The sequence below is a fragment of the Streptomyces sp. NPDC104581 genome, assembly GCF_055583685.1.
In genome coordinates this window covers 19,653-39,433 of record NZ_JBVJNN010000018.1, presented here as the reverse complement: position 1 = coordinate 39,433, position 19,781 = coordinate 19,653, and the positions used below count along the sequence as shown (strand labels likewise).

Sequence of the window (19,781 nt, the reverse complement as noted above, 5' to 3'; positions counted from 1 at the left end):
GTCGGACGCTATGCACGACACACGGCGGTCGACGATGGTTGTGCTCCGCCCCGGGACCTAGCGTCCGAGGCGGCCCCGGACCATGCCCACCAAGGCGTTCATCTCCTCGATACGCAGCTTCCGCGCGACGACGAAGAAGCAGGCCAACAGGACGATGCCGCCGACCGCCAATGCGGTGAACGAACCCAGGACCTCACTGCCGAGCTTGTCGAGCACGAGATAGCCGACCGAGCCGGCGGCGATCGTGCCGGGGACGGACGCCAGGCACAGCCGGGCGTACGTACGCATCACGTGCGAGCCGTCCAGATCGCCGCTCAGACGCTTCTTGAGCCTGCGCCAGGCGATGCCCACACCGACGGCGTAGGCGAGACCGTACGAGGCCGCCATGCCCACGACGGCCCAGCGCGAGGGCAGGACGAGGAAGCAGACGGCGGAGGCGGCCGCGTTCACGACGGCCACGATGACCGTGTTGTAGAAGGGGGTCCGGGTGTCCTCGTACGCGTAGAAGGCACGGAGCACCACGTACTGCACGGAGAACGGGATGAGGCCGAGGCCGAAGGCCATCAGCATGTAGCCCATGGAGCGGGCCGATTCGATGCCGGACGAGCCGAAGATCAGCGTGCACATCGGGATGCCGAGGGCGACGAAGCTGAAGGCGACGGGGACGATCGCGACGGCCGAGTTGCGCAGGCCCTGCGAGATGTCGTCGCGTACGGCTCCGGTGTCGCCGTCGTGCGCGGAGCGGGAGAGCCTCGGCAGCAGGGCGGCCATGACCGAGACGGTGATGATGGCCTGCGGCATGCCCCAGATCAGCTGGGCGTTGGAGTAGGCGATGTAGCCCGCGCCCTGGGTGCCCGAGTCGACGCCCGCCGCCGTGGAGAGCTGGGAGACGACCAGTACGCCGGCCTGGTTGGCGAGGACGAACAGCACGGTCCACTTGGCGAGCTTGGCGGCCTTGCCGAGGCCGTGGCCCCGCCAGTCGAAGCGCAGCCGGATCCGGAAGCCGGTCTCCCGGAGGTAGGGGATCATCGCCAGCGCCTGGACGGTGAGGCCGAGCACCACGCCGACGCCGAGCAGGCGCTCCGCCTCGGGCGGGATGGACGCGACCGTCATCCCGGAGTCCTCGGCCGTGCCGTACACCCAGATGAACATCACGAGGGTGGCGATGATGATGATGTTGTTGAGGACCGGGGTCCACATCATCGCGCCGAACCTGCCGCGGGCGTTGAGGATCTGCCCCATCACCACGTGCACGCCCATGAAGAAGATGGTGATCAGGCAGTAGCGCACGAAGACGACGGCGACGTCGTTGGCCGCCGGGTTGTCCGCGATGCTCACCGACATCAGGCGCACCAGCATCGGGGCGGCGAGCACCGAGAGCGCGGTCAGCGAGCCGAGGATGACGATGACCAGGGTCAGCAGGCGGTTCGCGTACGCCTCGCCGCCGTCCTCGTCGTCCTTCATCGCCCGGATGAGCTGCGGGACGAAGACGGAGTTCAGGCCGCCGCCGATGGTCAGGATGTAGATCATCGTCGGCAGGGTGATGGCGAGCTGGAAGGTGTCGCCGAGGGTGGCGGCGCCGAGCGCGGCCACGATCAGCGCGGAGCGCACGAAGCCGGTGAGCCGGGAGACCAGCGTGCCCGCCGCCATCACCGCGCTCGACTTCAGCAGACCGGAGGCCCGCCCGCCGGCCTTCTTCGCCGCCGCCGGCGGCGCCGGGGCCACCTCGGGTGCGGCGGCCACGGGCCGGCCCGTTCCCTCCTGGTCGCGGAAGAGATGCGCGAACGCGTCGGGCTCCGGCTCGTCCGTGCGTGCCCGGGTGACGAGCTCGTCGACGCCGGTGAACTGCGTGGTCCTCGGGTCGTCGCCGTACGGAAGGCCGCGCGACGGCCCGTCCGGCTCGGGCGGCGGGGGCTGGGCCCAGACGCGTGGATCGGGCGCGTACTGCTGGGCGGGCGGCTGCTGGTAGAGCGGCATCGTCTCCGGGGACGCGCCGGAAGGCGGCTGCTGGGCCCCGGGCACCTGGCCCTGCGCGCGGTAGGAGTCCTGGGGGCGGGCGTCCTGGGCGTACGGATCCTGGGGGTAGCCACCCCGGGGGTACTGGTCCCGGCCGTACTCCGGCCGGGCGTACGGGTCCTCGGGGTGCGGAGGCCGGCCGTAGGGGCCCTGGGCGTACGGATCCCGTGCGGGATCGGGCGCGGGGGCGTTGGGGTCGGCGGCGGGTGGCTGGGGCGGAACATGCCCTGCCGGATCACCGCCGGCACCCTGCCCGCGGTCACCGTCGTACGGCGCGTTCATCGTCAACCCCACCTCATCGTTTCCGGCCGGCCGGCCACGACATCGCTCAACGGTCCACTTTCTCACCCTTGCCCGACGGGTCCCCGCTTTCCGGACGGGTGTCCGGGGCAGGGTCACTCGGCTGCCCAGGTCGGGCGCCGTCGAGGTCGCCCCGGGTCTCCGGCGTGGCGGAGGTCTTCGGGGACGGCCCGGAGGGCGCCGCCGACCGGTCTCCGGCGGGGTCCGCCGCGCCGGGACCCCGGGCCGGGGACGCGTCGCCACCGGTGCCGCCGTCGGTGCCGCCGCCGGGGGAGTCACCGCCGTCGGCACCGTCGCCCCCGGCGTCGCCGCCGGTCCGCGCACCGGCGTCGGCCTGGTCCTCGGCCGCCTTCGCCGCCACCGCCCGCTTGCGCTGGCTGTACATCTTCACCCCCGCCAGGACGAGCATCAGCACGCCGCCGGCGATGACGAGCATCACGGTGGGGGTCAGCTCGGAGACCCTGACCTGGAACGTCATCGGGTCGCCGTACGGCCGGTTGTCGGTCGTGTAGAGCTGCGCCGTGAGCTCCACCGGGCCGTTGGCGTTGGCCGCGCCGGTGAACTTCACCACCTGGGTGTGTCCGCCGTCGACCCGGATCGGCTGCTCGGCGACCGCGCTGCCGTCGTCCAGCTTCAGACGGGTCGCGTTCGTGGAATGGAGACGCAGGACGAGGTTGTCGACACCCTGGAGGAGCTGGTTCTGGACCGTCACCGGGATGGTCGCGCTGCGCCCGGACAGGGTCAGCTCCGACTTCTGGATGAGCTGGACCTCGCTGGCGAGGCTCGTCAGATAGCGGTCCACCGAGTCGCGGTACTGGTCGGCGCCCTTGGCGTCGCCCCGCCAGGACGTGGAGACCGCCCTGTTGACGGCGTTGGCGAAGGGTGTCGCCACCCGGTCGGGGAGCGTGAGGATGGCCTTGAACTTACCGAGCCGCTCCCCCATCCCCTTGAGCTCCTCGAACGCGGCCGCGGGCAGTTCCTGGTCCCGGAGCTTGTCCGGATACCGCGTGGGGCCGGGCACCTTGGTGGTGGCGTTGGTGTCCGGCTCCGCGGCTGCGGCGGCGACCAGGTCGGACGGCTCGGTCCAGCGCTCCCCGTCCAGCCCCTGGAGGGCGCGGGCCATGGACTGCGCCTGGCTGGCCGACGGCGTGCGCTGCGGTGCGACGACGATGTTGCGCTGCTTCGAGGGGTCCTGGAGGTTCACGGCCAGCGACTGGGCGAGGAACTTCTGGACCGCGAGCGTGGAGCTGCCCGCCTTGGTCACATCGCCCTCGAAGGCGGTGGACAGCCGGGTGTCGCTGACCACGGCCGTCGTACCGCCGCCGATGGGCCGCGCGGCGCTCGCGGTGTACGGCAGGTTGTCCTGGATGCTGTCGCTGCGCGAGATCACCTTGTCGGCGCCCGCGGAGGTCGCCACATCGACGATCGACGGGTCGACGGCGCCGTCCGCGGGCCACGCGAAGTCGGTGGCGGGCGGCACATGGAGGATGGTCTCCACGGTCTTCCCTGCCACTTCGCTGGAGCTCTGGAGATGGCCGAGGGTGCCGGAGACGTTCTCGCCGCCGTGGGCCAGGGACGCCAGGTCGGGGTCGCCGAAGGGCAGCGCGACGATGTTCTGGTTGTCCTGGACGGCCTTCTCCAGGGAGTTGAGCCAGTTCCTGGCCACGAGCTGGTTCCTGCCCGCGACCGTGGAGTTGCCGTCCCTGACGCGGTACGGGTCGGTCATCGCCTCGACGGTGGCGAGGAGGTCCGGGTCCACGACCCAGGTGACGGGGAGCTGGCTGCCGAGCGAGACGAGCTGCTCCAGCCGGCCGCCGGGCGCCAGCTCCTCGGCCAGGTCGTCGTTCTCGAAGACCGGGGTCTGCTGGTCGTCCGATCCGGTCTCGGCGGAGACGTGCGACGTGGAGATCAGCGGCCAGAGGTAGGTGAACCCGGTCTTCTTGTCCACCGCGTCCGGCTGCCACGGCAGGAACGTGCGGCGGACACCGAGGGTGTGGTCGTACGGTTCGGCCGCCGTCCGGCCGGTGAGTGTCACACCGAGCTGGTACACGCCGTCGGCCCCGAGGCCGAGCTTGCTCACCGGTACCGACAGGGCGAAGTCGTAACTGATCCCCGAGGCGAGCTCGGCGAACTCGACCTTGTACTTGCCGCCCACCGGCAGCGGGTCGTACGTGGTGTCGTTGGAGCGCTCGACGGCGTCGTCGATGGCGGTGCGACCGGTGAGCTGCGGGCCCACCCGGAGGTCGACGCGGGCGTCGGTGACCGGCTTCTTGCTCTTGTTGGTCACCGTGCCGGAGATCGTGAGGGTGTCACCCTTCTTGGGCGCGCTGGGCGCCAGTGTGTCGAGCGCGACCGAGACGGTGCTCGGGCCGGACGGTTCCGCGGTGACGCTCGCCGGAGAGCCCTTGGCGGCCCCTGTGGCGGACGCGGAGAGGGGCGCGGCGAGCGGGTCCGCCGCGGCGGCCCGCGGAGCCGCGAGACCTCCCAGGAGACCGGCCAGGAGCGGCACCCCGGCGACCACGGCGCCGGTGCGCCCAAGCCATCGGCGGGCAGGAGAGTGCTTCATCCCCTGGATGTCTGCCGCCTCGGCCACGCGCCCGCCCGTCCCTCTGTCGTCAATGGTCGTCGTCAATAGTCGTCGTCGATTGTGCGTCCACGCATGGTAACGATGTGCGCAGTGGCGAAGTGCCGGGGACCGCCCTTCATGATCGGAAGAATCTCATGGGGCGGTGCGAGCCGGCGCCCCGGAAACCCGGACGCCGCGGCCGGCCGGGGCACGTACCCTTTTCTGTTGTGCCGAACGCCAACGAAGAGACTCCCCTTGCACTGAGCCAGGTGCAGCGCCGCGCGGTCAGCGAACTGCTGCGGGTGTCCCCTGTCGCCGACGACCTCGCGCGCCGATTCCAGCAGGCGGGCTTCACCCTCGCCCTGGTCGGAGGCTCCGTGAGGGACGCCCTCCTCGGCCGTCTCGGCAACGACCTCGACTTCACGACCGACGCCAGGCCCGACGACGTACTGAAGATCGTGCGGCCCTGGGCGGACTCCGTCTGGGAGGTCGGGATCGCCTTCGGCACCGTCGGCGCCCAGAAGGAGGGCCGGGTCGGCGACGCCCGGCAGGACTTCCAGATCGAGGTCACGACCTACCGCTCCGAGGCGTACGACCGCACCTCGCGCAAGCCCGAGGTGTCCTACGGGGACTCCATCGAGGACGATCTGGTCCGCCGGGACTTCACCGTCAACGCCATGGCGGTCGCGCTGCCGCAGAAGGAGTTCATCGATCCGCACGGTGGTCTCCAGGACCTCGCGGCCGGTGTGCTGCGCACGCCCGGCACCCCCGAGGCGTCCTTCTCCGACGATCCGCTGCGGATGCTCAGGGCCGCCCGCTTCGCCGCGCAGCTGGACTTCGAGGTCGCGCCCGATGTCGTCGCCGCGATGAAGGCCATGGCCGAGCGCATCGAGATCGTCTCGGCGGAGCGTGTACGGGAGGAGCTGAACAAGCTGATCCTCTCCGGCCGCCCGCGCAAGGGCCTGGCACTGCTCGTGGACACCGGACTCGCGGCGCGCGTGCTGCCCGAGCTGCCCGCGCTGCGGCTGGAGAGCGACGAGCACCACCGGCACAAGGACGTGTACGAGCACTCGCTGACCGTCCTGGAGCAGGCCGTCGACCTGGAGGAGGACGGCCCGGACCTGGTGCTGCGGCTGGCCGCGCTGCTCCACGACATCGGCAAGCCCCGGACGCGGCGGTTCGAGAAGGACGGCGGGGTCTCCTTCCATCACCACGAGGTGGTGGGGGCGAAGATGACCAAGAAGCGGATGACCGAGCTCAAGTACTCCAACGAGCTGGTGAAGGACGTCTCGCGACTGGTGGAACTGCATCTGCGCTTCCACGGTTACGGCACGGGTGAGTGGACCGACTCGGCGGTGCGGCGGTACGTACGGGACGCCGGCCCGCTGCTGGACCGGCTCCACAAGCTGACGCGCTCGGACTGCACCACCCGTAACAAGCGCAAGGCGATGGCGCTCTCACGGGCCTACGACGGTCTTGAGGAGCGAATCGCGCAGTTGCAGGAGCAGGAGGAGCTGGACTCCATCCGGCCCGACCTGGACGGCAACCAGATCATGGAGACGCTGGGTGTCGGTCCGGGGCCGGTGATCGGAGCCGCGTACAAGTTCCTGCTGGAGCTGCGGCTGGAGAACGGGCCCATGGGTCATGACGAAGCGGTGGGCGCGCTGAAGGAATGGTGGGCAGCCCAGGAGTGAGTCCGGTGCGGCGGCGGCCCGCGTCCGGTGGCCGATGTTTCACGTGAAACACCGGCCGGGTGGCGGCCGGTACGAGGGGGGCGATGTTTCACGTGAAACATCGCCCCCCCTCGCATGTGCTCCCCGCGCTACTCGTACTTCGCCGCGTGCCCCTTCCAGCGGAACAGTCCCACCGCGGTGCACGCGTACAGCGCCGCCACCCCGAGTACCAGCGGCGCCGAGCGGCCGTCCGGCGGCAGTATCAGCGCGGCGACCCCGGCCGCGCCCACGAAGGCGACGTTGAACAGCACGTCGTAGAGGGAGAAGACCCGACCCCGGTACGCGTCGTCCACCGATGTCTGCACCACCGTGTCCGTCGAGATCTTCGCGCCCTGGGTGGTCAGACCGAGAACGAAAGCGGCGGCGAGCATCGGGAGGGGAGAGAACGGCAGCGCCAGAGCCGGTTCCAGTACCGCCGCCGAACCGGCGCACACCGTCATCCAGCCGAACGAGCCGAGACGTCCGACCGCCGACGGTGTGACCACGGCGGCGGCGAAGAATCCGGCCCCCGAGACGAGGAGCGCCAGTCCCAGCAGTGCGATGCCGTCCTCCTCGGTGTCCGACCAGGCGTAGCGGCAGAGCATCAGGACCATAACGGTCAGCGCTCCGTAGCAGAAGCGCATCAGCGTCATGGCGAGCAGCGCGACCGCCGCGTCGCGCCGCTCCGCCAAATGGCGCAGCCCCTCACCGAGCCCGCGTGCGGTGGAGGCGAGAGCGGCGCCGATCCGCGGCTGCACCAGCCCCGGATCGGGGCCGAGGCGATCGCGCGTCATCGTGATCGACGCCAGGGCCGACGTCAGATACAGCGCCGCGCCCAGCAGCACCACGGCGGCGTCGGAGCTGGAGACGACCAGCCGTACGAGGAAGGCGAGGCCGCCGCCCGCGGTGGCGGCGAGCGTGCCGGCCGTCGGCGAGAGGGAGTTGGCGACGACCAGATGTCCGTCCTCGACGACGCGGGGCAGCGCGGCCGACAGCCCGGCGAGCACGAACCGGTTGACGGCCGTCACGGCGAGCGCGGAGACGTAGAAGAGCCAGTCCGGCACGGAGGTGAGGATCAGTACGGCGGTGCAGGCCGCGAGGACGGCGCGCAGCAGATTGCCGTACAGGATGACCTGGCGCCGTCGCCACCGGTCGAGCAGCACCCCGGCGAACGGGCCGATGAGCGAGTACGGCAGCAGCAGCACCGCCATGGCCGACGCGATGGCGCCGGCGGAGGTCTGTTTCTCGGGGGAGAACACGACGTGCGCGGCCAGCGCGACCTGGAAGACCCCGTCCGCCGCCTGCGACAGCAGACGCACGGTCAGCAGCCGGCGGAAGTCGGGCAGACGCAGGAGCACGCGCAGATCGCGCACGACAGACATGTGGATCAGCGTCACACACGGCGCGCGTGAGACATGCGAAGGGTCCCCGGGCAGTCTGCCCGGGGACCCTTCGCACGGTGCGATTCACGGGGAGGACCGGTGTTCCGCCGATCCGAGCCCCCGGGAGAGGCGCCGCTGGATCAGCGCTCGACCTCGCCGCTGATGAACTTCTCGACGTTCTCGCGGGCCTCGTCGTCGAAGTACTGCACCGGCGGGGACTTCATGAAGTACGAGGAGGCGGAGAGGATCGGGCCGCCGATGCCGCGGTCCTTGGCGATCTTCGCGGCGCGCACGGCGTCGATGATGACACCCGCGGAGTTCGGGGAGTCCCAGACCTCCAGCTTGTACTCCAGGTTCAGCGGAACGTCACCGAAGGCGCGGCCCTCCAGGCGGACGTACGCCCACTTGCGGTCGTCCAGCCAGGCCACGTAGTCCGAGGGGCCGATGTGGACGTTGTCGGCGCCCATGTCACGGTCACGGATCTGCGAGGTGACCGCCTGCGTCTTGGAGATCTTCTTCGACTCCAGGCGGTCGCGCTCCAGCATGTTCTTGAAGTCCATGTTGCCGCCGACGTTCAGCTGCATCGTGCGGTCCAGGACGACACCGCGGTCCTCGAACAGCTTCGCCATCACACGGTGCGTGATGGTGGCGCCGACCTGCGACTTGATGTCGTCACCGACGATCGGGACACCGGCCTCGGTGAACTTGTCCGCCCACTCCTTGGTGCCGGCGATGAAGACCGGCAGAGCGTTGACGAAGGCGACCTTGGCGTCGATGGCGCACTGCGCGTAGAACTTCGCGGCGTCCTCGGAACCGACGGGCAGGTAGCAGACCAGGACGTCGACCTGCTTGTCCTTGAGGATCTGGACGACGTCGGCCGGCGTCTCGTCCGACTCCTCGATCGTCTCGCGGTAGTACTTGCCGAGCCCGTCGTAGGTGTGGCCGCGCTGGACGGTCACACCCGAGTTCGGGACGTCGCAGATCTTGATGGTGTTGTTCTCGCTGGCACCGATGGCGTCCGCGAGGTCGAGACCGACCTTCTTCGCGTCGACATCGAAGGCGGCGACGAACTCCACGTCCCCCACGTGGTACTCGCCGAACTGCACGTGCATCAGGCCGGGCACCTGGCCGGCCGGATCGGCGTCCTTGTAGTAGTGGACGCCCTGCACCAGCGAGGCGGCACAGTTGCCCACGCCGACAATGGCTACGCGAACGGAACCCATCCTGGTTGCTCCCTGTGTGTGATCTCAATGTTGCGATGAAGCCCCGCGGCGATGCGGAACCTCATGTGGTGGTGTCCTCGGACGGATCCGGCCGACCGGGAGTCTCCGGAGGCGAACCTCCGGAAGTCCCCCGGAGCCGGGGCAGGCCGTCCTCGTCTCCCGTTGTGCTGCTGGTCGTACCGTTCGTCGTGCCGGTCTTGCTGTCCGGCGTGGCGCCCGGCCGGGCGGCGGGGTCCCGCGGGCCCGGCTCTCGCTGGTCCCGCCCCGCCCGCTCGCTCTCGATGAGCTCGTTGAGCCACCGCACTTCGCGCTCCACGGACTCCATACCGTGCCGCTGAAGTTCGAGCGTGTAGTCGTCGAGACGCTCCCGGGTACGGGCCAGGGAAGCGCTCATCTTCTCCAGGCGCTCCTCCAGCCGGCTGCGACGGCCCTCCAGCACGCGCATCCGTACCTCGCGCTCCGTCTGTCCGAAGAAGGCGAAGCGAGCGGCGAAGTGCTCGTCCTCCCAGGCGTCCGGGCCCGTCTGGGACAGCAGATCCTCGAAGTGCTCCTTGCCGTCCGCCGTCAGCCGGTAGACGATCTTGGCCCTGCGGCCCGCGAGTGACGCCGCGAGCGCCTCCTCGGGCGCGCTGCCCGGCTCCTCGATCAACCAACCGTTGGCGACGAGCGTCTTGAGGCACGGATACAGCGTTCCGTAACTGAAGGCCCGGAAGATCCCCAGCGAGGTGTTGAGCCGTTTCCGCAGCTCGTAGCCGTGCATCGGAGACTCGCGCAGCAGACCCAGGACAGCGAATTCGAGGATGCCCGAGCGTCTGCTCACTTTCGCCTCCTCCGCCGTCCCGGCTGATTATGCCGTCCCGATGTATCGACTCGATACATCGGGACGATAGAACACCGATGCTGATGGGACAAGAGGGGCCATGGTGAACGGCGTCACATCACGGATTCACCCCGAGTAACTTGCCTGATTTGGGGTGAAGTTCAGATCTCGGCGGGTTTGACCCTGCGTAGTCTGTGCGGCATGCAGACCACCGGGAACCGCGTGACGTGTGAGAGCGTCGTCGTTCTGGATGCATGCCGGATGAGCCCGACGCCGGGCACGTCCGTATTCATTTCGGGGGGACCGGAACTCAACTGCCGCTTCCAGGCGTTCGCGCCTGCCCGAGGAGTAGTCGTTCGATGAGCGAGCACCGTCGCAAACAGGCCCAGCCGCAGGGTGGCCAGGGTGGCGGACGAGCCGCGGCCAGGCGCGCCGCGCAGCGGTCGGCCGGCCGCCGCGCGGACCCCTCCCGTGGAGTCCCCACGGCGTCCCACTCCGGCTCGCACGAGCCCGAGCCTTCCTACGGAGGCCGGGCCGAGGCCCGCAGGGCGGCCCAGCGGGGCCGCCGCCGTGCCGCCGAGGGGGGCGGCGCCGGCGCCGGAGGCCATGGTGGAGGACGCCGCGGCGGCGGCGGTCCCGACGGCCCCGGCCGGGGCCGCGGCGGGCGGCCCGGCAAGAAGCGGCTGATCGACTACCCGCGGTACGGCAAGTACGGCTGGCGCCGCTGGGTACCGTCCTGGAAGCTCGTGACCGGCCTGTGCATCGCCTTCTTCGGCAGTCTGATGACCGCGGCCACGATCGGGTACGCCATGGTCGGGCTCCCCAATCCGAGTGAGGCGTCCGAGGCCCAGAACAACGTCTACCTCTGGGACGACGGCACGCCGATGGTCTCCACCGGCGGTGAGGTCAACCGCCAGATCGTCAAGATCGAAAATATCCCCACGGTGATGCAGAACGCCGTGATCTCGGCGGAGAACAAGACGTTCAGGGAAGACTCGGGCATCGACCCCATGGGCATCGGCCGGGCCATGTTCAACATGGCCACGGGCGGTCAGACACAGGGCGGCTCGACCATCACCCAGCAGTACGTGAAGAACGCCATGCTCAGCCAGGACCAGACCTACACCCGCAAGGTCAAGGAGCTGTTCATCTCCATCCGCGTCGACGCGGAGATGGACAAGCCCGACATCATGGCCGGGTACCTCAACACCTCCTACTACGGACGCGGCGCCTACGGCATCCAGGCGGCGGCCCGTACGTACTACGGAGTCGACGCCAGGGAGCTCGACGCGAGCCAGTCCGCCTTCCTGGCGACGCTCCTGAAGGGCGCGACGTACTACGACCCCAACGGCGCGCCCTCGATCGACCCGAACGCCAGCGCCGAGGCCAACACCGAGCGCGCCAAGAAGCGCTGGGCCTGGATCCTCAACGAGATGGTGCAGGACGGCCATCTGAGCGCGGCGGACCGGGCGAAGTTCAAGGAATTCCCGATGCCCGACCCGCCCAAGAAGGCCGCGCAGCTCGGCGGCCAGGTCGGCTACCTGGTGGACCTCGCCAAGGCCTACTTCATCAACAACAACAAGCAGGGCATCACGGCCGACAAACTGGCCGAGGGCGGCTACGAGATCAAGACGACCTTCAACAAGAAGAAGGTCAACGCGCTCACCAAGGCCGTCACCGACATCTACGACGCGAACATCGACGCGAAGAAGCGCCCGGAGACGGACACCCACGTCCAGTTCGGCGGCGCTTCCGTGGAGCCGTCGACCGGCAAGATCGTCGCCATCTACGGCGGGCAGGACGCCACCAAGCACTTCACCAACAACGCCGACCAGACCGGTGCCCAGGTCGGATCGACGTTCAAGCCGTACGTCCTGGCGGCGGCGATGCGTGACGGTGTGCGGGACCCCGACCTCGGACCGGAGCAGGGCGCGGACACCCGGACGAAGGTCTCGCCGGACAAGAGCGAGTACAACGGCAAGAACAAACTGAAGATCAAGGACTACAACGGCGACATCTGGACCAACGAGAAGGGCGAGGAGTGGCACCAGCGCAACGACGGTGACGAGAACTTCGAGGACATCAACCTGCGCGAGGCCATGAAGGTCTCGGCCAACTCCCCCTTCGTCCAGCTCGGTATGGACGTGGGCATTCCGCAGGTCCGGCAGGCCGCCGTCGACGCCGGACTGCTGGAGGACAGCCTTCCGGGCGGCAGCAACCCGTCGTTCTCCATCGGTATCTCCGACCCCAGCGCCATCCGCATGGCGGGCTCGTACGCCACCTTCGCCGACAACGGCACCCAGCGTGAGCCCTACTCCGTCCAGGAGGTCAAGAAGGAGGGCGTCGTCGTCTTCGAGTACGACAAGAAGCCGCGGAACACGTTCGACGCCGACATCGCGAACAACGTGACGGACGTCCTGAAGTCCGTGGTCATGGAGAAGGGCGGCACGGGCACCTCGGCGCAGCTGCCGGACGGCCGGGAGGTCGCCGGCAAGACCGGCACCACCGACGGCAACAAGTCGGCCTGGTTCGTGGGCTACACCCCCCAGCTCTCGACCGCCATCGACATGTACCGGCTGGACGACAACGCCGAGAACAAGAACCGCAAGTTCCTGGAGATGTTCGGCACCGGCGGCCAGGACAAGATCCACGGTGCGTCCTTCCCGGCCGACATCTGGCGCGAGTACATGACGGTCGCGATGAAGGGCAAGGAGGCGCTGAAGTTCCCCGAGCCCTCGCCGATCGGCGAGGCGGTCTACGGCGGCGGTGTCACGAGCCCGGAGCCGACGCCGACGGAGCAGCCCTCCGAGACGCCCTCGGAGAAGCCGTCCGAGACGCCCTCGGAGAAGCCGTCCGAGACCCCGAGCCCGACCGAGTCCTGCGACCAGTGGAACGGCTGCGAGGACGGAGGCCCCGGAGGCCCGGGTGGTCCGGGAGGTGAGGATCCCGGCGGAGTGATCGGGGATCCCGGCTCGTCGACCAGTCCACCACCGGAGACCGGGGATCCCGAGGGCGGCGACGGCGGTGGTCTGTTCGGAGGCGGAGGCGGGGGAGGCTGACACGCCCCCTCCCGGCCGGAGTGCCACACACCTCCGGCCCCGGGAGGGGGCTCCGAAGACACCCGCGTGAGAACCCGGGAGCGCCCCGAAGGCCGTCGCACCAGGTCCGTACACCCACCGTGTACGGCCCGGTGCGGCGGCCTTCGCCGTGCCCCGGCGGCGTACGGCAGGATGGGCGCCATGCCGAGCACAGAAGACATCGCGGGGCCCAAGGACCGGCCGGTCGTACCGCCCACCAGGCGGGACAGGATCGCCGCGGCGGGCAGCGAGCTGATCGGCGGTCCCATCGGCCGCTGGGCCTGGTACGGCACCAGCCGCCTCACGCCGGTACGGGTGGTCGCGCTGGTGGCGATCGGCATGTTCGCGCTCGGCATGGTGCAGAAGATGCCCTGCTACGAATGGGCCTGGTTCCGGGGCGCCAGCTCCCAGTACACGCACGCCTGTTACTCCGACATCCCGCATCTCTTCCTCGGCCGCGGCTTCGCGGACGGTCTCGTGCCGTACTTCGACCGGCTCGACGGCGACATGCAGTATCTGGAGTACCCCGTCCTGACGGGTCTGTTCATGGAGGTCGCCTCCTGGTTCACCCCCGGCGACGGCTCCATCCAGCACCGCGAGCAGATGTACTGGATGGTCAACGCGGGGATGCTGATGATCTGCGCGGTGATCATCGCCGTCAGCGTCGCCCGCACCCACCGGCACCGACCCTGGGACGCCCTGCTCCTGGCCCTGGCGCCCGCCCTCGCCCTCACCGCCACCATCAACTGGGACCTGCTGGCCGTCGCGCTCCTGGCCGCCGGGATGCTGATGTGGTCGCGCGGCCGTCCGCTGGCCTTCGGCATCCTGATCGGCCTCGCGACGGCGGCCAAGCTCTATCCCGTACTGCTCCTGGGGCCGCTGCTGCTGCTGTGCTGGCGCGCGGGGCGGCTGAGGGAGTTCGGGGTGGCGCTGGGCGGAACGGCCTTCTCGTGGCTGCTGGTGAATCTGCCGGTGATGCTGTTCGCCCCGGAGGGGTGGAAGAAGTTCTACACGTTCAGCCAGGAGCGGCAGGTCGACTTCGGATCGTTCTGGCTGATCATCACGCAGCGCACGGGGCGGTCCCTGGAGGTGGAGACCGTCAACAACTGGTCGATGGCGCTGATGGTGCTCGCGTGCGCCGGAATCGCGGCGCTCGCCCTGACGGCGCCGCGCCGGCCCCGGTTCGCCCAGCTCGCCTTCCTGGTCGTCGCCGCGTTCATCCTGACCAACAAGGTCTACTCGCCGCAGTACGTGCTGTGGCTGATCCCGCTCGCGGCGCTGGCCCGGCCGCGGTGGCGCGACTTCCTGGTCTGGCAGGCGTGCGAGGTCATGTACTTCCTGGGCATCTGGATGTATCTCGCGTACACGACCAGCGGGGACGCCCACAAGGGGCTGCCGACCGAGGGCTACCAGCTCGCCATCGCGCTGCATCTGCTGGGGACGCTGTACCTGTGCGCGGTCGTCGTACGGGACGTCCTGCTCCCCGAGCGCGACGGTGTACGGCGCGACGGTTCGGACGATCCGTCGGGCGGGGTGCTGGACGGGGCGCCGGACGTGTTCGTGCTCGGCCGGGCCGCACGGCCGCCGGTGTACACGGCGCGGACGGTGGAGGAGGCGCAGCGCGTCTCGTGGGGCGCGCGGCCGCCAGGGGCGGCCTGAGCCCCCGCGCACGGGCGGCAGACCGACGGCCGGCTGGCTCCCTTCGCGGGCGCCGGCCGGCCTTCGTGTTCGCGTCCTGCATATGTGGCTCCTGGGCCGTGTCTTCGAAGTCCCGCCTGGCCCGCGACGCCTCGTGCGGCGCATCGCCGCGTGGTCGGAGTAGGCCGGGTACGCCCGGTACGAGACCGATCCTCCGCCTCGCGACGCACCGCACCGGCCGCCGCGGGCCCCGCCCCGCGGGCGGACGGCGCTACTTCGAGGACACGACCTAGCGGTCCACGAGCCGGTCGAACTGAGTCGTCGTGTGCCGCAGATGCGCCACCAGCTCGTCACCGACCTTGGGCTCCTGCGCGTCGGCCGGCACGAACAGGATCGACACCTGCATGTGCGGCGGCTCGGCGAACCAGCGCTGCTTGCCGGACCACACGAACGGCGAGAGATTGCGGTTGACCGTCGCCAGGCCCGCGCGCGCGACGCCCTTGGCACGCGGCATCACGCCGTGCAGCGCCTTTGGCGCCTCCAGCCCGACCCCGTGCGAGGTGCCGCCGGCGACGACCACCAGCCAGCCCTCCGAGGCGGTCTTCTGCTGGCGGTAGCCGAACCGGTCGCCCTTGACGACGCGCGTCACGTCCAGCACGGCGCCCCGGTACTGGGTCGCCTCGTGGTCGCCCAGCCACAGCCGCGTACCGATGCGGGCGCGGAACCGGGTCTGCGGGAACTGCCTCTGGAGACGGGCCAGTTCCTCGGCGCGCAGATGGCTGACGAACATGGTGTGCAGCGGGAGCCGCGCCGCGCGCAGCCGGTCCATCCAGCCGATGACCTCCTCGACCGCGTCGGAACCGTCCGTGCGGTCGAGGGGCAGGTGCAGGGCGAAGCCTTCGAGGCGTACGTCCTCGATGGCGGCGTGGAGCTGGCCGAGCTCCTCCTCGCGGACGCCGTGGCGCTTCATCGAGCTCATGCACTCGATGACGACCCGGGCGCCGACCAGCGCGAAGACGCCGTCGACCGAGGAGACGGAGCGGACGACGCGATCGGGCAGCGGTACGGGCTCCTCGCCGCGGCGGAACGGGGTCAGGACCAGCAGATCGCCGCTGAACCAGTCCTTGATGCGGGCGGCTTCGTAGATCGTGCCGACGGCGAGGATGTCGGACTCGAAGCGGGAGGTCTCCTCGGAGAGCCGTTCGTGACCGAAGCCGTAGCCATTGCCCTTGCAGACCGGGACGAGGCCCGGGAACTGGTCAATGACCGACTTCTGGTGCGCCCGCCAGCGCGCGGTGTCGACGTAGAGGGAGAGCGCCATGCCGGTCCGGAACCTTTCTCGTGGCTGCGGTGTAGGAAGGATATGGACGTGCTTGGGGGTCTGGGGGCCAACGGGGCGAATTGCCGGCCGGAACACCGGTCGGCGTACCCGTCGGGAACGCGGGGCGGAAAACGGTTCAACGGCGAGACATGTACATGTCGAGAGCCTTGTGGAGCAGCTTGTTGAGCGGGAAGTCCCACTCGCCCACGTACTCGACCGCCTCACCACCCGTGCCCACCTTGAACTGGATGAGACCGAACAGATGGTCCGTCTCGTCGAGCGAGTCCGAGATCCCGCGCAGGTCGTAGACGGTCGCGCCCATCGCGTAGGCGTCCCGGAGCATCCGCCACTGCATCGCGTTCGAGGGCCGGACCTCCCGCTTGTGGTTGGCCGACGCCCCGTACGAGTACCAGACGTGACCGCCCACGATGAGCATCGTCGCGGCCGCGACGTTCTCGCCCTCGTGCCGGGCGAAGTACAGCCGCATGCGGTTGGGGTCCTCGGAGTTGAGGACGGTCCACATCCGCTGGAAGTACGAGAGCGGCCGGGGCCGGAAGTGGTCGCGCTCGGCGGTGATCTCGTACAGCCGCTGCCACTCGGCGAGGTCGTCGTAGCCGGCCTGGACGACCTCGACGCCCGCCTTCTCCGCCTTCTTGATGTTGCGCCGCCACAGCTGGTTGAAGCCCTTGAGGACGTCGTCCAGCGACCGGTTCGCCAGCGGCACCTGGAAGACGTAGCGGGGCTGTACGTCTCCGAAGCCCGCCCCGCCGTCCTCGCCCTGCTGCCAGCCCATCTTGCGCAGCCGGTCGGCCACCTCGAAGGCACGCGGCTCGATGTGCGTGGCCTCCACGTCGCGGAGCCGCTTGACGTCCTGGTCCTGGATGCCGGACTTGATGGCCGCCGCGTCCCAGCGGCGGATCACCACGGGCGGCCCCATCTTCACGGAGAACGCGCCCTGGTTCCGCAGGTGCGCGAGCATCGGCTGGAGCCAGTCGGCCAGGTTCGGGGCGTACCAGTTGATGACCGGGCCCTCGGGCAGATACGCCAGATACCGCTTGATCTTGGGCAGCTGGCGGTAGAGCACCAGGCCGGCGCCGACCATCTGGCCGTCCCTGTCGAACCAGCCCAGGCTCTCCGAGCGCCACTCCGTCTTCACGTCCGCCCACGCGGGGACCTGGCAGTGGCTGGCCGCGGGCAGGCTCTGGATGTACGCCAGATGCTGCTCGCGACTGATGGTGCTCAGCGTCAGGGTCATGCGGGGCGCTCCTCGCAGATGTGTCCCCATGGAGTAGGGGGTCCGGCTCTCGCGCCGAAGCCTACTTGCCGCAGGAGCGCCCCGGCTGGCCACGGGGCGGAGCGGGCCTCAGCCCAGCAGTCCGCCGAACAGACCGCCGTGCGCCATCCCGAGGTAGAAGCCGACCGCCGAGGAGCCCAGACCCATGATCAATGCGAACCGTTCGTGGGTCGTCACCGAGACGAACTGGCCGTACAGGCCCGTGAGGATGCCGATGAGCCCCGCCCAGGAGCTGAGGAGATGCAGGTTGTGGAACATCCCGGAGACGAAGGCGGTGACACCCACCACCGCGGTCACCCAGAGCAGGATGTCCTGGACGGGATGGGGCCGGTGATCGGAGGCGAAGAGAGAACCGGTCGTCTTCCGACGCCCTGCGGTCGGTTGCATTGCCTGCTGTGCCATGGGGCACCTCCTGGCGCCTTGCCGGAGGGCGGCGCACCGTAGCGTCGCCCACACCCGATGTGTCCAGGGTGCGGCCGTCCCCGGCCGGATTTCAACCGGAAGCCGGTCAAGAGGTAGTCTGTACGGTCTGCACCGGTGTCTGCCCAGGCCAGAGGGCGATTCCCGCTCGTCGAGCGCGATTGTCAGTGGCGGCCGATACCGTTGCTCACGCATCACGACCCTCCTGCCACGGAACGACCGTGGCCGCTGAGTCCAAAGGAGGTGGGTTCCACATGCGTCACTACGAGGTGATGGTCATCCTCGACCCCGATCTCGAGGAGCGAGCAGTCTCCCCGCTGATCGAGAACTTCCTCTCCGTCGTCCGTGAGGGCGACGGAAAGGTGGAGAAGGTCGACACCTGGGGCCGTCGTCGTCTCTCTTACGAGATCAAGAAGAAGCCCGAGGGCATCTACTCGGTCATCGATCTGCAGGCCGAGCCCGCGATCGTCAAGGAGCTCGACCGACAGATGAACCTGAACGAGTCGGTCCTCCGGACCAAGGTCCTCCGTCCCGAGACCCACTGAGCCTCGGCTCAGCGGTCATCGGGTCCGAGTAGCAGCCAGCAGCAGAAGCAATCCCCGCCGAGAGGTTCACCCAATGGCAGGCGAGACCGTCATCACGGTCGTCGGCAATCTCGTCGACGACCCCGAGCTGCGCTTCACCCCGTCCGGTGCGGCGGTCGCGAAGTTCCGTGTCGCGTCGACTCCCCGCATCTTCGACAAGCAGACCAACGAGTGGAAGGACGGCGATGGCCTGTTCCTCACCTGCTCGGTCTGGCGTCAGGCGGCGGAGAATGTCGCCGAGTCGCTTCAGCGGGGCATGCGCGTCGTCGTGCAGGGCCGGCTCAAGCAGCGGTCGTACGAGGACCGTGAGGGCGTCAAGCGCACGGTCTACGAGCTGGACGTCGAGGAAGTCGGCCCCAGCCTGAAGACCGCCACGGCCAAGGTCACCAAGACCACCGGTCGTGGTGCCCAGGGCGGTTACGGCGGTGGCGGCGGTCAGCAGCAGGGCGGCGGCAACTGGGGCGGCGGCCCCGGTGGTGGCCAGCAGGGCGGCGGCGGAGCATCCGCCGACGACCCCTGGGCGACCAGCGCGCCGGCCGGCGGCCAGCAGCAGGGTGGCGGAGGCAACGGAGGCGGCTGGGGCGGAAGCTCCGGCGGTTCCGGCGGCGGCTACTCGGACGAGCCGCCCTTCTAGGGCAGCTCGCTCCCACTTTCTTGATCACACAGGAGAAACACCATGGCGAAGCCGCCTGTGCGCAAGCCTAAGAAGAAGGTCTGCGCGTTCTGCAAGGACAAGACCCAGTACGTGGACTACAAGGACACGAACATGCTGCGGAAGTTCATTTCCGACCGTGGCAAGATCCGTGCCCGCCGCGTCACCGGCAACTGCACGCAGCACCAGCGTGACGTCGCCACGGCAGTCAAGAACAGCCGTGAGATGGCGCTGCTGCCCTACACGTCCACCGCGCGATAAGGGGAGGGTGACCTAATCATGAAGATCATCCTCACTCACGAGGTCTCCGGCCTCGGTGCCGCCGGCGACGTCGTCGACGTCAAGGACGGGTACGCCCGCAACTACCTGGTCCCGCGTGGTTTCGCGATCCGCTGGACCAAGGGCGGCGAGAAGGACGTCGAGCAGATTCGTCGTGCTCGCAAGATCCACGAGATCGCCACCATCGAGCAGGCCAACGAGATCAAGGCCCGCATCGAAGGTGTGAAGGTGCGTCTGGCTGTTCGCTCCGGCGACGCCGGCCGTCTCTTCGGCTCCGTCACCCCGGCCGACCTCGCTTCGGCGATCAAGTCCGCCGGTGGTCCGGAGGTCGACAAGCGCCGTATCGAGCTCGGTTCGCCGATCAAGACCCTGGGCTCGCACCAGGTGTCCGTGCGTCTGCACCCCGAGGTCGCCGCGAAGTTCGGCGTCGAGGTCGTGCCCGCCTAGGGTTCTGACCCGACTGGTTGACCGGGTCCGCCCGGCAGCCGTTTCGTCCG

General features: G+C 69.4%; 15 protein-coding genes. 7 read left to right on the top strand and 8 right to left on the bottom strand.

The window, feature by feature from the left end; genetic code table 11:
• Positions 1 to 57: 57 nt before the first annotated feature.
• Both murJ and ACZ61E_RS16955 read right to left on the bottom strand, forming a co-directional pair.
• Positions 58 to 2,298: a murein biosynthesis integral membrane protein MurJ gene (gene murJ, locus ACZ61E_RS16960; protein ID WP_469700403.1), complete on the bottom strand. Its 2,241-nt coding sequence runs from the start codon at positions 2,296 to 2,298 to the stop codon at positions 58 to 60.
• Between the two features lie 46 nt (positions 2,299 to 2,344).
• Entirely contained in the window at positions 2,345 to 4,909 is a 2,565-nt protein-coding gene (locus tag ACZ61E_RS16955; protein ID WP_469700402.1) for a DUF6049 family protein, read from the bottom strand.
• Positions 4,910 to 5,109: 200 nt separating this feature from the next.
• On the opposite strand from ACZ61E_RS16955, the gene ACZ61E_RS16950 reads away from it, so the two are divergent.
• Positions 5,110 to 6,576 (top strand): CCA tRNA nucleotidyltransferase, encoded by a 1,467-nt coding sequence (locus ACZ61E_RS16950; RefSeq protein ID WP_469700401.1) that lies wholly within the window; start codon positions 5,110 to 5,112, stop codon positions 6,574 to 6,576.
• 128 nt (positions 6,577 to 6,704) lie between these two features.
• On the opposite strand, the gene ACZ61E_RS16945 is transcribed toward ACZ61E_RS16950, so the two are convergent.
• The 3 genes from ACZ61E_RS16945 to ACZ61E_RS16935 all read right to left on the bottom strand — a co-directional run bounded on the left by ACZ61E_RS16945 (position 6,705) and on the right by ACZ61E_RS16935 (position 10,019).
• Positions 6,705 to 7,976, bottom strand: coding sequence for an MFS transporter (locus ACZ61E_RS16945; protein WP_469700400.1), 1,272 nt, complete (start codon positions 7,974 to 7,976; stop codon positions 6,705 to 6,707).
• Positions 7,977 to 8,116: 140 nt separating this feature from the next.
• Positions 8,117 to 9,199 carry an inositol-3-phosphate synthase gene (locus ACZ61E_RS16940; protein ID WP_469700399.1) on the bottom strand — a complete coding sequence of 361 codons (1,083 nt, stop codon included), beginning with the start codon at positions 9,197 to 9,199 and terminating at the stop codon, positions 8,117 to 8,119.
• Between the two features lie 61 nt (positions 9,200 to 9,260).
• Complete coding sequence (locus ACZ61E_RS16935; RefSeq protein ID WP_469700398.1) at positions 9,261 to 10,019, bottom strand: PadR family transcriptional regulator; 759 nt, start codon at positions 10,017 to 10,019, stop codon at positions 9,261 to 9,263.
• A 359-nt stretch (positions 10,020 to 10,378) separates the two neighbouring features.
• Here ACZ61E_RS16935 and ACZ61E_RS16930 point away from each other — a divergent pair, with 359 nt between their 5' ends.
• Complete coding sequence (locus ACZ61E_RS16930; protein WP_469700397.1) at positions 10,379 to 13,078, top strand: transglycosylase domain-containing protein; 2,700 nt, start codon at positions 10,379 to 10,381, stop codon at positions 13,076 to 13,078.
• Positions 13,079 to 13,258: 180 nt separating this feature from the next.
• Positions 13,259 to 14,755, top strand: coding sequence for a glycosyltransferase family 87 protein (locus ACZ61E_RS16925; RefSeq protein WP_469700396.1), 1,497 nt, complete (start codon positions 13,259 to 13,261; stop codon positions 14,753 to 14,755).
• Between the two features lie 268 nt (positions 14,756 to 15,023).
• On the opposite strand, the gene ACZ61E_RS16920 is transcribed toward ACZ61E_RS16925, so the two are convergent.
• From ACZ61E_RS16920 to ACZ61E_RS16910, 3 genes are all read right to left on the bottom strand, one after another.
• Entirely contained in the window at positions 15,024 to 16,055 is a 1,032-nt protein-coding gene (locus tag ACZ61E_RS16920; RefSeq protein ID WP_469700395.1) for an alanine racemase, read from the bottom strand.
• A 136-nt stretch (positions 16,056 to 16,191) separates the two neighbouring features.
• Positions 16,192 to 17,310, bottom strand: coding sequence for a lipid II:glycine glycyltransferase FemX (locus ACZ61E_RS16915; RefSeq protein WP_469700394.1), 1,119 nt, complete (start codon positions 17,308 to 17,310; stop codon positions 16,192 to 16,194).
• A gap of 108 nt (positions 17,311 to 17,418) precedes the next feature.
• The gene (locus ACZ61E_RS16910) at positions 17,419 to 17,751 is read right to left on the bottom strand and encodes a hypothetical protein (RefSeq protein WP_469700393.1); all 333 of its coding nucleotides are present in this window, start codon (positions 17,749 to 17,751) and stop codon (positions 17,419 to 17,421) included.
• Positions 17,752 to 18,023: 272 nt separating this feature from the next.
• Between ACZ61E_RS16910 and rpsF the strand changes: the two genes are divergently transcribed.
• The 4 genes from rpsF (at position 18,024) to rplI (ending at position 19,731) form a co-directional block, all read left to right on the top strand.
• Complete coding sequence (rpsF, locus tag ACZ61E_RS16905; protein ID WP_023540278.1) at positions 18,024 to 18,314, top strand: 30S ribosomal protein S6; 291 nt, start codon at positions 18,024 to 18,026, stop codon at positions 18,312 to 18,314.
• 73 nt (positions 18,315 to 18,387) lie between these two features.
• Entirely contained in the window at positions 18,388 to 18,987 is a 600-nt protein-coding gene (locus ACZ61E_RS16900; RefSeq protein WP_469700392.1) for a single-stranded DNA-binding protein, read from the top strand.
• Between the two features lie 42 nt (positions 18,988 to 19,029).
• Positions 19,030 to 19,266 (top strand): 30S ribosomal protein S18, encoded by a 237-nt coding sequence (gene rpsR, locus ACZ61E_RS16895; protein WP_003967857.1) that lies wholly within the window; start codon positions 19,030 to 19,032, stop codon positions 19,264 to 19,266.
• Positions 19,267 to 19,284: 18 nt separating this feature from the next.
• Positions 19,285 to 19,731, top strand: a complete 447-nt coding sequence (rplI, locus tag ACZ61E_RS16890) for a 50S ribosomal protein L9 (protein WP_385051519.1) — start codon at positions 19,285 to 19,287, stop codon at positions 19,729 to 19,731.
• Positions 19,732 to 19,781: the final 50 nt, after the last annotated feature.